This is a genomic window from Nocardia sp. NPDC057353 (genome assembly GCF_042667085.1).
In the GTDB taxonomy this organism is placed as follows: Bacteria; Actinomycetota; Actinomycetes; order Mycobacteriales; family Mycobacteriaceae; genus Nocardia.
In genome coordinates, this window is the sequence record NZ_JBHVAK010000056.1 from 1 (window position 1) to 13475 (window position 13475).

Genomic DNA, 13475 nt, shown 5'->3' on the forward strand with positions numbered 1-13475 from the left:
CTCGAGACTCGCGCCTGTGGCGCATGCGCTTCGAGCGCTGAACGACGAGACGGGCCGCGAACGGGGCTCGTAAGACTCGCCCCCTTCGGGAGACTTATCTCCCGAAGGGCGGTGGCGCTGCCGGTTCGAAGCGGAGGACTCGGTTGCCGATCATGACCTCGGCGCCGGGGACCAGGAGCATGGGCTGGTGTGGGGCGAGGCGGAGCCAGTCGCGGTAGCCGGGCATTCTCGTCCTGGTTCCGTTGGTGGAGCCCAGGTCGAGGACGGCGACGTCCCAGTTCAGGAGCCGGATCTCGGCGTGCGCCCTGGACATGCCGCCCGAGCTGTCCTCCACCTTGAGCGGCACCATGCCGCGGTTCACCGACTCGGAGTGGTCCGGGTCGCGGCCGATCACCGCGTCCGCGGCGAGCAGGTAGGTCATGCCGTCGTCGAGCAGCAGCAGCCCGAGCGGGGGGCGGATCACCTCGATCAGCGGCTGGGTCTGGTCCACCGGCATGCCGCAGACGGTGCAGAACGCCGAGCGCGGGTCGGTCGGGTGCGCCCGCGCGCACTTGAACCCCATGACCTTGACGTTGAGCGGGGCCGCCCGCGCGGTCGCCTCGAGCCTGCGCTGCAGCTCCGGGTCGGGCGGCGGCGCGGGGTTGGTGCCGTGCTCGGTCGGCGCGCGGTGCGGGTCCGGCGGCATGGTGACCGCGCGGGCGCCGGTGCCGACCGCGGGCAGCGCGTCGGTGGCCTCGACCTGGTCGAGCAGCGCGGTGGCGGCGGCCTCGGTCTCGTCCCGCGGCTCGGCCTGCTCCCGGCGCTGGGCCTGCTCGTCCTCTGGCTCGGCTCGCTCCCGGCGTTGGACCTGCGCGTTTCTGGGCTCGGCGCGCTCCCGGCGCGGGGCACGCTCGATCCGCGCGGTCGGAATCGGCGACGGCTCGGCCCTGCGGTGCGCGCCGCTCGGGTCGCTTGCACCCTGGTCGCCGCTGCTCGGGGGCGCGCTTCCGGCCCGGACAGCGTCCGACCAGAGGATCGCCCCCGCGCCCAGCGCGATCCCCTCGACCAGCCAGCCGATGCCGCGCTCCGCGGGCAGCTCGGGAATCCGGCCGTTCCGGTCGTCGACGAAGAGCGCGGCCGCGCGCGCGGGCACCGGCGCCACCCGGTCCACCGTGAAGGCGGCGTCGCTGCCGCGCAGCTGCTCGACCCCGGCCTCGCCGACGAGCACCGCGGTGACCGCACCGTGCAGGAACACCGCGACCCCGCCGTCCGCCCCCACCGACAGGATGCCGAAATCCACCGGCTGCCCCGGGCTGATCTGCTCGGCGTGCTTCATGAGCCAGCGGGTCGCCTCGCGGGCGATCATCGCCCCCGGCCCCGCCTCCCGCTCGAATGCCTCCCTGACCAATTCGGCCAGCGACTCCACCGCCGCCGCGGTCGGCGAATCCGGCGCGGGCGCGGCCACACCGCGATGCCGGACGACCACCACCGCCCCCGCGACCCTGGCCACGGCGTGCTGCCCCGCGACGACCTCGACCTGCCGATCCCTCACCGGCACCGACCTCCGCGGAATCGATCGCCCCGGCGGCGTGAACGCGGAGTGGTCAGCACGCGATCAAGCCTATGGCACCGCGGGTTACGGCGTCCCGCTGCCCACCGTTGCTTCGCCCCGCCGCGGGGCGCCGGTTCCGGTAACTTCGTAATCCACATCGCCGAGGATCGAGGGGCCTGTGATGGTTCGGATGTCGCGCATCGCGCTCTGCCTTTCCACTCTGACCGCGGCGGGGTTGCTCGCCGGATGCAGCGTCCCCGGCGTCCCGGTCGCCGGCGAGCCGGATGTGCGCAAACTCGAGGTCGGCAAGTACGAGGTGGACCGGCACGCCTACGAGGTGAGCGCGGACGGCCACGGCACCGTGCTGGAGGGCATCCGGATGGCCGACGCCGTGGCCCCCGCCATCGATATCGACCCCTCGCTCTCGCACGGCCGCAGCAGCAGGCCGCTGCTCACCGTCGACGACACCATCGGGCTGCTCGCCGCGGTCTCCCGCCCCGTGCTGGAGAACCGGAAGTTCCTGGTCGGCTACGTCGGGGCGGGCGCGGACCGCGCCGACCCGAAGGGCGAGAACCTGCCGACCGCCGACGCCACCGCCGTCACCACCGTGCTGCTCCGCTTCCCGGACCAGGGCGCCGCGGCCGCCGCGGCGCGCGAACTGGAGGACGCCGACATCGCCGTCTCCCCGGAGAACCAGAAGCTCTCCTCGGCCAAGTTCTCCGACGCCTACCTGCACTGGCGCCCCGGGGTGCCGAGCGTCGGCGCCTTCATGGCCCGCGGCGAGTTCGTGATCTCGCTGTTCGTGGAGCGGCCGAAGGCGGAGAGCGCCGACCTGGTGGAATGGGTGGACAAGACGCTCAGCGCCCAGGTCCCGCTGGTTGACCGGTTCGACGCGACCCCCGCCGCCGACTTCGACGAGCTGCCGGTCGACCCCGACGGCATGCTCGCCCGCGCCGTGGTCGAGGACCGCACCGGCCTCACCCCCGACCCGTCGGTCTTCGCCGTCTACGGCCCCAACCTCATGCTGCACACCGTCGACGACCAGGCCGCCAGGCAGCGGCTGATCCGGGACACCGGGCTGGACCGGAGCGCCGTCGCCTACAGCAGCACCGTGCACCGCCTGCGCGACGCCGACGGCGCCCGCGCCTTCATGGACGGCCTGCTGGCGGACCCCGGCGCGCAGTACGACCCGATCAGCGCCCCGAACGACGTCCCCGGCGCCAAGTGCCTCCGGCTCAACGAAGCGGGCGACATGGAGATGGAGTACGCCTACAACTGCTTCGTCACCTACAAGCGCTACCTCGCCGTGGTCAGCAGCGACTCGGAGCCCGACGTCAGGCAGAAGGTCGCCGCGCAGTACGCGCTGCTCGCCAACAGCCTGTAGGGCCTCGCTTCACACCCGGCCCCCGGTCGCGGCCGGGTGCTATGTTCTCTCGGGTATTCGTCCCGCGAGCGGAGGACTCGCGGGCACACGCCGGTCGCGGCGGGTAGCCCCGCAGCCGCGCCCGCGACGGAGGGGACAGATGGTGAACAGACGCTGGGGGCTGTGCGCGGCCCTCGTTGCCGCGGTCGTCGCGGTGACGACGGCCTGCGGCACGGACGACGCGGCGAAGCCCGCCCGGCCCGAGGTGGATCTCGCCGCGCTCGATGTCGGGAACCTGACCGCCGAGCCCAAGTACTACGACAAGCCGACCAGCATCGACATGGCGCGGCTCGTCGAGGGGATGCGGCTCGGCAACCACCTGCCGCTGCCGATGGAGATCGACCCCGAGGTCAAGTACGCGCCGACCGTCAAGGCGGGGGTGCGGCTGTTCACCTCCATGAGCTCGGCCGCGATCGCCAACCGGGTCGCAGGCAATCCGCTCGACCTGAATGCGCGCATCACAGGGTTCGTCACCGGCTTCGTCACCGCCGGGCGCAGTGACACCACCACGACGCTGTCCTGGGAACTCGACAATGTGGCCATGCTCTTCGAGACCGAGCAGGACGCGGAGAACGCCGTCGACGCCTTCGCCGAGGTGGAGCGGGGCTACCTCGCCGAGAAGGCCGTCCCGCAGGCGATTCCCGGTTTCCCCGAGGCCAAGGCCCACCTGGTGACCGAACTCGACGGCCGCATCAATTCGTACGTCGCGGTAGGCAGGTTCGCCCTGCTCACCCATATCTACGACAACACCATGCAGCAGCTCGACGCCACCGACGCGGGGCTGCTCACGGCCAGGGTGGCCCGCAGCATCGAGAAGATGCGTCCCGCCCTGGAGAGCTTCGTGCCGACCCCGGTGGGCGACCTGATGAAGCTGGACGTCGATCCGGAGAAGGTGCTCGCCCTTCCGCTCAATACCGTCGACGATCCGGGCCAGGTCGGCATTCCCGGCGTCTACAACCGGCACGGCGGGCTCCAGATCGGCTTCAATCCGGAGAAGGACAGCGAGATGTTCGAGGCGGCCGGGGTGGACGCCGTCGCCTGGAAGGGCGGGTATGTCTACCGCGCCAGGGATGCCGTGGCCGCGGAGAAGCTGATCGACCGGCGGGCCAAGGTCGGCAAGTTCTACCGCCGCGTGCCCGGCCCGGCGGGCCTGCCCTTCGCGCAGTGCCTGGAGTACATCGGCCCGGCGGAGGGCACGGTCCACTACTGCGGGGTGAGCTTCGGGCGGTACGCCGCCGAGGTGACCGCGAGCCAGCTCCAGGACGTGCACCAGCGGATCTCCGCGCAGTACGCGATCCTCGCGCGGGCGAAGTGAAGGGAAGATCGATGACGCTCCGACGCCATCTCCGCCTGGTCGCGGCAGCGCTCGGCACGGTCGCGCTGCTCACCGGGTGCACCAAGGTCGACGGCAGCCCGGCCGCCGCCGAGATCGACGTCCGCACGCTCGACGTCGGGAGCTACCCGACGACACCGCTGGAATTCCGCTATGCCTACGACCACACCCTGCTCGGCGGGCAGAATCTCGCGGCGATGCGGCTGGCGAACCACATGGTGCTCGGCACCGAGGTCGATCCGGATTTCCACTTCCTCGCAGGCTCGGACGCGCTGACCAGCCGCACCAAGATCGAGCAGATCTTCGCGGATGTGAACGGGCCCGTCATCGAGCGGCACAAACCGGTGACCGGCTTCGTCGTCACGCTGACCGACAAACTCGCGAAGAGCGACGCGGAGCGGGCTCAGTCCAGCAGGGTGACAGTAGCCGTCGTCCAGTTCGCGGATGCCGCCACCGCAGAGGTGGCGGCGCGAGAGGCGGAGGCGGCCGACTTCGCGGTGGCCGCGGACCTCAATCAGCGAGTGAGCATTCCGAACGTGCCCACCGCGCACGCCCACTGGCGCCCCGGCGTGCCGACGCTCGGCGCCATGCAGGCCCGCGGCGCCTACCTCATCAGCACCTTCGTCGAAATCCCGAAGCCGGATCTGGTGCACCTCTCGGACCTGGCCCGGACCGCACTGGAGAATCAGGGCAGGCTGCTCGACGACCTCCCGCCGGTCGTCGGCGCGGAGCTGCTGCGGCTCGACAACGACCCGGAGAACATGCTGAACCGGACCCTGAATCCGGACGCCGAGGGATGGCCGAGTCTGGCCGGGCAGGCGAGCTTCCTGCGCCGCGGCATGCTCACCCAGGCGAACGCGCAGTACGACCGCGCCAAGGGCCTCGACAAGGCCGGTGTCGACGCCTATGCCTTATCCGGCGCGGGCTCGGGCGCCACCCAGCTGTACCGCGCCAAGGACGCGGCGAGCGCGGCGGAACTCGGTGCCCCCGTGCTCGAGTGGGCCACCTTCACCGAACCCGTCGAAGCGCCCGCGGACGTTCCCGGCGTGCGCTGCGGGGCGCAGACCGCGGAACGCTCGATCACCCTGCGCTACCGCTGCACCGTCCCGTACCAGCGCTACCTGGCCTCGGTGGAGAGCGACCAGATCGTCGACCTGCATCAGCGTGCGGCCGCGCAGTACGCGCTGCTGGCCAACACCTACTAGGTACCGCGGGTCACAGCCGCATCCGTACTGTCTGCATGGGACGGCACGCTGCGAACCAGAACAGGAGGACCCGGACATGCCGATCAGCGCGGGCACGATCGTCGGCGGGTACCGCGTGCTGCGGGTGCTCGGCGCGGGCGGCATGGGCACGGTCTACCTGGCGAAACACCCGACGCTGCCCAGGACCGACGCGCTGAAGGTGCTCAGCCCCGACCTCTCGACCGACCGCGAGTTCCGCGCCCGCTTCGAGCGCGAGGCGAATCTGGCGGCCGGGCTGGATCATCCGAACATCGTGTCGGTCTACAACCGGGGTGAGGAGGCCGGGCAGCTCTGGATCGCCATGCAGTACGTGGACGGCACCGATGCGGGCGCGGAGTTGACCAGGATCGGCCGCGGCCTCGACCCGCAGCGCGCGCTGCACATTCTGGCCGAGGTCGGGAAGGGCCTCGACTACGCGCACCGGCGCGGGCTGCTGCACCGCGACATCAAGCCGGCCAACTTCCTGCTCGCCACCCCGGAGGATGGCGAGGAGCGGGTGCTGCTCACCGATTTCGGCGTGGCCAAGTCCACCGATGACGCGAACGAGCTGACCCAGACCGGGAGTTTCCTCGCCACCATCGCGTACGCGGCGCCGGAGCAGCTGGCCGGGATGCCGCTGAACCACCGGGCGGATCTGTACAGCCTGGCCTGCTCGTTCTTCAAGCTGCTGACCGGGCGCAATCCGTATCCAGGCAGCCAGCCCGCGCTGGTGATGATGGGGCACCTGCACCAGCCGCCGCCGCGGGCGACCGAGGTGAATCCGGCGCTGCCGCACGCCATCGACCACGTTTTCGCGCGGGCGATGGCCAAGGAGCCCGCGGAGCGGTTCCCGAACTCGCGGGAGTTCGTCGAGGCCGCCACGGCGGCACTGAGCGGTCGCGGATTCAGCGCACCGACCTCCGGGTTCCCGGCACAGCACCAGCCCAGCTACGGGTATCCGACGAACCCTCGGGGTGAGGTGCCGACCGAATCCGGGATCGTCACCGTCCGCGCAGGCGCACCGCCGAAACGGAAGGGGCTGGTCATCGGTGCGGTCGCGGCGGTGCTCGTCGTCGCGGCCGCGGCGGGCGGGGTGTGGGCGCTGAACCGGGATTCCACGCCCGGCGGGCAAGCAACGGCCTCGGCGACCTCGTCGGTGCCTGTCGCGGCGGCGCCGACCTCCGTCGAGCAGGCTCGACAGGAGAATCCCGCATTCCTCGGCGAACCGGTCGTCATGACGCTCTTCACGGGCGACAAAGACGAGGACCTGAGTTCGGGGGTGAACGTCTTCCTCAGTCCGAGCCCGCAGACGGATTTCCTGACCGGGCTCGGCTTCGGCTACAACGCCGGCTACGCGAAGGAAGGCGACGAGCAGTCACCGCGGCGGCTGGATTGGCTCGGCGAATACGACCTGACGCGGAATGTGACCCAGGGATATCTGATCGTGGCCCGCAGTGATGCGAAGGCGGGCGGCGGCGGGCTGCTGGGGCTGCCGACCACGGTCAGTCAAATGAAGGCGACGATCATCGTCGTCGACGACCCGGAACTCGTCGGAGCCATTCAGAACTGGTCATCGAATTCGGAGCAGGTGCTGCTGACGAAGCTGATTCCGATTCTGAAATCCCGGGTCAAGTAACACCCGGCGGTGGGTGCCCGCGCCGTCGAGATGCGCGATCACCCACCGCTCGTCAGCGATTCAGCACTGGATCTTGCTGGCGTTGAACGCATCGGTACGAAGCGCGGCGTCCAGCGCTTCCTGGGTCGCGTTGATCAGCTGCTGCATCGCCGCCTGGGTGTCGGTGAACTCGTCGTTCCATCGCTTCTGCACCTCCTGGAAGGTGCTGGCAGCGCCGGACTCCCAGACCCCGGCGAGCTTGGCGGACGCACCCTTGATGGCCTCGTCCTGAGTCCGCAGGGACTCCAGCTGCATCCGCAGATCGGCGATGGTCTGGGTGATCTTGCCCTTGTCGTAAAAGATATCCACGATTGTTCTCCCCTGTACTTGTAGGCGTATCGCTGTCGAACTAAACCTTCAGGAAGCCGCCCCCGGACTCTTCTTCCATCCGCCCGTACTGCTTGTTGGCCTCGTTGAGCTTGACCGTCATCTCGTCCAGCAGGGCGTTCAGCCGCCTGCCCTCGTCGTTCCAGCGCACCGCGGCTGCCTCGAAGGAGCCGTTGGCGGTACCGCGCCAGCCGTCGCGAGCGGTATCGACGGTGGTCTGTACCTGCCGGAGCGTCGCCCGCATGTTGTTGACCACGGTCTCGACCTCGGAAGTGGCCTGCTGGGCAGCGGCCTGATCAATACCGACAATGTTGGACATTCCGATTACCTCTCGTTGAGTTGGATGACCGTCGCCGGGCGAGGTGGTCGATCCCCTACATAAGTCTTGGACGCGGTGTGCGCCTTCTCGGTTCCCATGTTCTCCCCCGGATTCAGGCCCCCGTCAGGCACGAACGGTCAGCGACCGCGCCACGTCTTCGCATGCGGTCCGAAATGTGTCCCACCTCCCCCTGTCGAACTGACACCCGATGCCCGCCTGGACACCGCGGTCGACGATGACGTGCCACCTGACTTCGGAACCGTCCCCCGGAAACTCGTCGTAGGCGAGGCCGGGGCGGTCACCGAACACGACGTCTCGTTGCACGGTACCGAATCGGCCGGGGTCGGCGCGAGAGATCTCCGATTGCAGGTCACGAGCGACGTCGTCGATGTCGGCGGCCGCGGCGAGCACGGTCTGGGTGACGGTGATCCGCGCGCGGGCCGCGGAATCCGGTGCGAGCACGATGCGTTCCGGGTCGGCGGCGCCCGCGGGGCGCCAGCCCGCGGGGACGCTGACGGTGAGCCTGCCCGCCGTCGCGGGGGGCGGGGGCGCGGGGCGGGAGGTGGCGGGCACGGCGGGGCTGTCGGCGACCGAGCCGTCGGCCGGGGCGCGGAGCAGTGCGACGCCTGCGACCGTGGCCGCGGCGGCCAGCGCCACCAGCACGGCGGCGGCGCCGAGGACCAGCGGGGAGCGGCGGCGGGGCTGCCTGCGGGCGCGCAGGTTGGCGCCGATGGTGGCCTGCACGTCCATGGCCTGCCTGCCGGGCAGTGCGGTCTCCCGGCCGGGGGCGGGGCGCCGGGTGTCGGACCAGACGGCCTTGGCGATCTCCCGGCCGGAGAGCGCGATCACCTCGGGGACGAAGGCGGGGGTGGCCAGGTGCTGCCGCAGCAGGTCGCCCACCTCGGGGTCGACGGTGCCGACGACGAGCACGGCGTGCGGCGCCCGGTCGTCGAGGACGCGGTCGGCGAGTTCGGCCAATCGCTCGGCGGTGGCGGGTGGCGCGAGTTCGCCCGCGCCGAGCGCGGGTTCGTGTTCGCAGGCCACCACGGTGGCGGCGGCGCCGTCGCAGTCGACCAGCGCCACCGTGCAGGAGAGCGCGGTGCACTCGACGACCAGCACGCTGGCTCCGGGGAGCGCCCGGCTGCGCAGGTAGTGCTCGGCGGCGACGTGCGCGGTCGGCACAGCGGCGACGTCGGCGGCGACGCCGGGCAGCAGCCCGCGCAGCGCGCGGTCGAGCGCGGGGCCGCCCCACTGCGTCGGGTGCGCCACCGCGACCGCCGGGAGCGGCAGCGCGAGGCCGCGGCGCTCGGCGTCCCGGCGCAGTTCGCCCGCGAGCGGGCCGCCTCCGTCCGCGCCGGTGGCGCCGCCGGTGCCTGGCAGCCCGTCCAGCGTGACGTTCCACTCCACGGCGCCGCGCGGGTCGGGGCCGACCACGGCGTGCAGGTCGTCACCGTCGAGGTGCAGTGCGACCGTCGGGCTCACCGGTCCCGGCTCCAGGCGGCCTGGAAGAGCCCGGTGCCGGAGCGGCCGACCAGCACGCCGCGGCCGGGCGGCTGCTCGCTCGGGCGCACGGTGCCGAAGAGCTGGCCCTCGTCCCGGTTGCCGCTCATGATCAGCCCGGTGGTGCCGACGTCCTTCATCCGGGAGATCACCGGCTCGAAGAGCGAGCGCGAGGCGCCGCCCGCGCGGCGGGCCAGCACCAGGTGGAAGCCGATGTCCTTGGCGTGCGCCAGGTACTCGACGATAGGCATGAGCGGGCTGCCCGCGGAGGTGACCACCAGGTCGTAGTCGTCCACCACGAGGAACAGCTCGGGCCCGGTCCACCAGGAGCGGTCGCGCAGCTGCTGCTGGGTGACGTCCGCGCCGGGCATCCGGCTCTTGAGAATCTTGGCCAGCTCACCGGCCATCGCGGAGAGCACGGCCTCGGACGGCGCGTACCCGGCCAGATGCTCCCCGTCGACCACGCCGAGCATGGTGCGCCGGTAATCGCCGAGGATGATCTTGGCCTGGGCGGGCGCGTTCGACTCGACCACGCCCTGGCAGATCCCCCTGAGCAGGTTGGTCTTGCCGCACTCGCTGTCGCCGAAGGCCAGGAAATGCGGCAGCTCACCGAAGTCGAGGAAGACCGGCGCGAGCTCGGACTCGTTCAGCCCGACCGGAACCCGCAGGTTGGTGCCGAGCTGCTCCGGGGTGCGCGGCCAGCCGGGCAGCGCGCGGAGCAGGTCGTCCCGCTCGAACCGCTCGGGCAGCATGCGCACCTGCGGGGCCGGGCGGCCCGGGTTGCGCGCCGCGATCTGCTCGACCGCGGCAGCGGCGGCCTGGCCCAGGTCGTCGGTGCCCGGCCTGCCGTCGATCCTGGGCAGCGCGGTGAGCATGTGCAGCCCCTCCGGCGTCATGCCGCGCCCCGGCCTGCCCTGCGGGACCAGCGCCGCCAGCTTGCGGCCGAAGTCGGAGTCCATGGGATCGCCGAGCCGCAGCTCGATGCGGGTGCCGATCTGGTCCTTGAGCGCGGGCCGCGCCTCCATCCAGCGGGAGAGCGCGACCACGACGTGCACGCCGTAAGAGAGGCCCTGGCCTGCCAGGTTCATCACGGCCTGCTCGAGCGGCTCGAAATCCTGCCGGATCGAGCCGAAGCCGTCGATGACCAGGAACACGTCGCCGAACGGGTCCTCGTGCGCCCCGGCCGCGGCCGGGCTGCTGGCCGGGTCCATGGCACGAAGCCGGCGGTACTCGGTCATGGACTCGATGCCGAGCTGGCGGAAGCGGAGCTCGCGGTGCCGGACGATGGTGGTCATCTCGGCCACCGTGCGCCGCACCTTGTCCACGTCGAGCCTGCCCGCGACCGAGCCGACGTGCGGCAGCCCCTGCAGCCCGGCGAGCGTGCCGCCGCCGAAGTCGAGGCAGTAGAACTGCACCTGCTCGGCGGTGTGCGTGAGCGCCAGCGCCATGATCATCGCGCGCACCGCGGTGGACTTGCCGGACTGCGGGCCGCCGACCACCGCGACATTGCCGCGGGCGCCGGAGAGGTCGATCAGGAACGGGTCGCGGCGCTGGTCGTAGGGGCGGTCCACGATGCCGATCGGGGCGCGCAGCGTCGCCACCGCCGAGTACTCGCCGGTGAGGATGGAGCGCGGCACCAGCTGGTCCAGGGTGGGGGCGTCGTCCAGCGGCGGCAGCCAGATCTCGTGCGCGGGCCTGCCGTGGCCGTTGATCCGGGAGACCAGCATCTCCAGGTCGGAGAGGCGCTCGGCGTCCTCGCCCGGCTCCGGGTCGGCGCTGGCCTGCACCGGGAGCGGAATTCGGTCCACCGCGCGGAAATCGACGTGCGCGGCGGTGAACTGCCGCGCGGTGACGTCGATGTCGCCGCCCGCGACCCCGGCCTGGGTGACCTCGCGCTGCGAGCCGCCGCCGACGTACGGCCCCGACACGTAGGAGGCCTGGAACCGCTGGATCTCGCCGGAGTCCGCCTTGAGGTAGCCGCCGCCGGGGTTGTTCGGCAGGTTGTAGGCGTCCGGCACGCCGAGCACCTGGCGGGACTCGTTCGCGGAGAAGGTCTTCAGCCCGATGCGGTAGGAGAGGTGGCTCTCCAGCCCCTTGAGCTTGCCCTCCTCCAGCCGCTGCGAGGCGAGCAGCAGGTGCACGTGCAGCGAGCGGCCGAGCCGCCCGATCATGACGAAGAGCTCGGCGAAGTCCGGGTGCTGGGTGAGCAGCTCGGAGAACTCGTCCAGCACCACGAAGAGCGCGGGCAGCGGGTCCAGGTCGGCGCCCGCGGCCCGCGCCTTCTCGTACTCGGAGACGTTGACGAAGTTGCCCGCGGCGCGCAGCACCTCCTGGCGGCGGTTCATCTCGCCCGCCAGGGCGTCCTTCATGCGGTCGACGAGGTCGGCCTCCTCCTCGAGGTTGGTGATGACGGCGGCGACGTGCGGCACGCCGTCCAGCCCGAGGAAGGTGGCGCCGCCCTTGAAGTCGACCAGCACCAGGTTCAGCTGGTCCGGCGAGTGCGTGGCGAGCAGGGAGAGCACGAGGGTGCGCAGGAACTCGGACTTGCCGGAGCCGGTGGCGCCGATGCAGAGGCCGTGCGGGCCCATGCCGTTCTCCGCGGCCTCCTTGATGTCCAGCTCCACCGGCAGCCCGTCGGCGCCGATGCCGAACGGCACCCGCAGCCGCTCCCGGCCGTAGCGCGGGCGCCACGCCTGCTCCGGGTTGAAGGCGCCGAGGTCGCCGAGGCTCATCAGCTGCGCCCAGCTGGAGATGGCCTCGGCGTCGTCCACCTCGACGTCGCTGCTGCGCTGGGTCGCGGCCCGGTACGGCGCCAGCCTGCGCGCGACCTGCTGCGCCTGCTGCACGCTGATCCGGTCGATCAGCGCGAACCGCTCCTGGTTGCCGGTGGCGCCGCGGCCGGTGCACTCGCCGTTCTCCACGATCATCTTGATGCCGCGGGAGACCGCGAGCCGGGGCGCGTAGCCGCACAGGTCGATGAGCGTGACGCCCTCGTACCCGGATTCGCGCAGCTGCTCCTCCTCGGCCTCGAGCAGCCCGCCGTCCACCACGATCACGATGTGCACCATGTTCGGGTTGGCGGGCTGGTTGCGCGAGTAGCGCACCCGGTTGGCCAGCAGCGGCGCCAGCCCGGCGGTGGCCTCCCGGATGGAGCCGAAGAACATGCGCTGGGTGCCGATGCCGTCCTGCGCGTCCGGGTGCTGGGTGTGCGGGAGCCACTTGGTCCACTCCCACTCGCGCGCGGTGTCCTGGCCCGCGACGATGGCGATCAGCACCTGGTCGGGGGCCTGGAACATGGCCAGCTGCACCAGCATCGCGCGGGTCATGTCCCTGGCCTCGGCGCGGTCGCCGTCCAGCGCGATGGTGGCGAAGCCCTTGACCGCGATGGCGGTCGGCAGATCCGGCACGGTGGAGTGCGCGCGGACGAAGCGGCGCAGCGAGACCGCGGCGATCGGCTCCAGCTCCTCCACCGGGCCGGTCTCCGGCGCGACCAGCCTGGTGGCGAGCCGCTGGCCGCCGAGCCCGATCCTGGCGTGGCAGAAGTCCTTGTCCCCGGCACGCCGCTCCCACATGCGGCTGGTGCCCGCCAGCATCCAGACCAGCTCCGGCTCCGGGTGGCTCCACTCGACGGCGGCGCGCTGCTGCGCGGCGGTGTCGTTCACGTCCCGGCGCACCTGGTCGAGGTAGCGCAGGTAGTCCTTGCGGTCCTCGTTCGCCTCGGCCGCCTTCTGCCCCTTGCCACCCCCCTGACCGGCGAACATGCCCGCCATCGAGAGCAGCATCATGAGCGGGAACATCAGGCTCATGGGGTTCGACGCGATCCCGCCGCCCTGGGTGAAGAGCAGCGCCATCATGCCGACCATGCCGATCACCATGACCACCGGCATCAGCTTGAGCAGCAGGTTTCCCGGTGTGACGCGGGGGATCTCGGGCGGCGGCTGCAGCGTGACCTCGCCGCCCGGCGTGCGCGGCATCTCGCGGCGGGCACGCCGCTGGAACCTGACCGTGCTCATCGACTGCGTCCCCCATCTTCGCCCGCCGCGGCAGAGCCTCGGTATGGAGGCCACGGCTGACATGTCGTACAGTTCGACCAGCATTGTGCTGGGCGGAGGGTGGGTTCGCAAGCTGCTGCCCGGGGGCTCCC

At 71.5% G+C, this 13475-nt stretch carries 9 protein-coding genes; 4 read left to right on the plus strand and 5 right to left on the minus strand.

Annotated features, from left to right (window positions below):
- Positions 1–94: 94 nt before the first annotated feature.
- Positions 95–1531 carry an FHA domain-containing protein gene (locus tag ACFUUZ_RS24880; RefSeq protein WP_378700157.1) on the minus strand — a complete coding sequence of 479 codons (1437 nt, stop codon included), beginning with the start codon at positions 1529–1531 and terminating at the stop codon, positions 95–97.
- A 190-nt stretch (positions 1532–1721) separates the two neighbouring features.
- On the opposite strand from ACFUUZ_RS24880, the gene ACFUUZ_RS24885 reads away from it, so the two are divergent.
- The 4 genes from ACFUUZ_RS24885 (at position 1722) to ACFUUZ_RS24900 (ending at position 7146) form a co-directional block, all read left to right on the plus strand.
- Positions 1722–2915, plus strand: coding sequence for a hypothetical protein (locus ACFUUZ_RS24885; RefSeq protein WP_378700159.1), 1194 nt, complete (start codon positions 1722–1724; stop codon positions 2913–2915).
- A 139-nt stretch (positions 2916–3054) separates the two neighbouring features.
- Positions 3055–4269, plus strand: coding sequence for a hypothetical protein (locus ACFUUZ_RS24890; RefSeq protein ID WP_378700161.1), 1215 nt, complete (start codon positions 3055–3057; stop codon positions 4267–4269).
- 11 nt (positions 4270–4280) lie between these two features.
- Positions 4281–5492 carry a hypothetical protein gene (locus ACFUUZ_RS24895; RefSeq protein WP_378700163.1) on the plus strand — a complete coding sequence of 404 codons (1212 nt, stop codon included), beginning with the start codon at positions 4281–4283 and terminating at the stop codon, positions 5490–5492.
- Complete coding sequence (locus ACFUUZ_RS24900; RefSeq protein WP_378700165.1) at positions 5452–7146, plus strand: serine/threonine-protein kinase; 1695 nt, start codon at positions 5452–5454, stop codon at positions 7144–7146. The genes ACFUUZ_RS24895 and ACFUUZ_RS24900 overlap by 41 nt, the downstream gene beginning before the upstream one ends.
- Positions 7147–7206: 60 nt before the next feature.
- On the opposite strand, the gene ACFUUZ_RS24905 is transcribed toward ACFUUZ_RS24900, so the two are convergent.
- From ACFUUZ_RS24905 to eccCa, 4 genes are all read right to left on the minus strand, one after another.
- A complete protein-coding gene (locus ACFUUZ_RS24905; protein WP_378700167.1) occupies positions 7207–7494 on the minus strand; it encodes a WXG100 family type VII secretion target in 288 nt (95 codons plus the stop codon).
- 40 nt (positions 7495–7534) lie between these two features.
- Positions 7535–7831 carry a WXG100 family type VII secretion target gene (locus ACFUUZ_RS24910; RefSeq protein WP_378700169.1) on the minus strand — a complete coding sequence of 99 codons (297 nt, stop codon included), beginning with the start codon at positions 7829–7831 and terminating at the stop codon, positions 7535–7537.
- Positions 7832–7954: 123 nt separating this feature from the next.
- Entirely contained in the window at positions 7955–9313 is a 1359-nt protein-coding gene (locus tag ACFUUZ_RS24915) for a type VII secretion-associated protein (protein ID WP_378700171.1), read from the minus strand.
- Entirely contained in the window at positions 9310–13344 is a 4035-nt protein-coding gene (eccCa, locus tag ACFUUZ_RS24920) for a type VII secretion protein EccCa (protein WP_378700173.1), read from the minus strand. The genes ACFUUZ_RS24915 and eccCa overlap by 4 nt, the downstream gene beginning before the upstream one ends.
- Positions 13345–13475 lie beyond the last annotated feature (131 nt).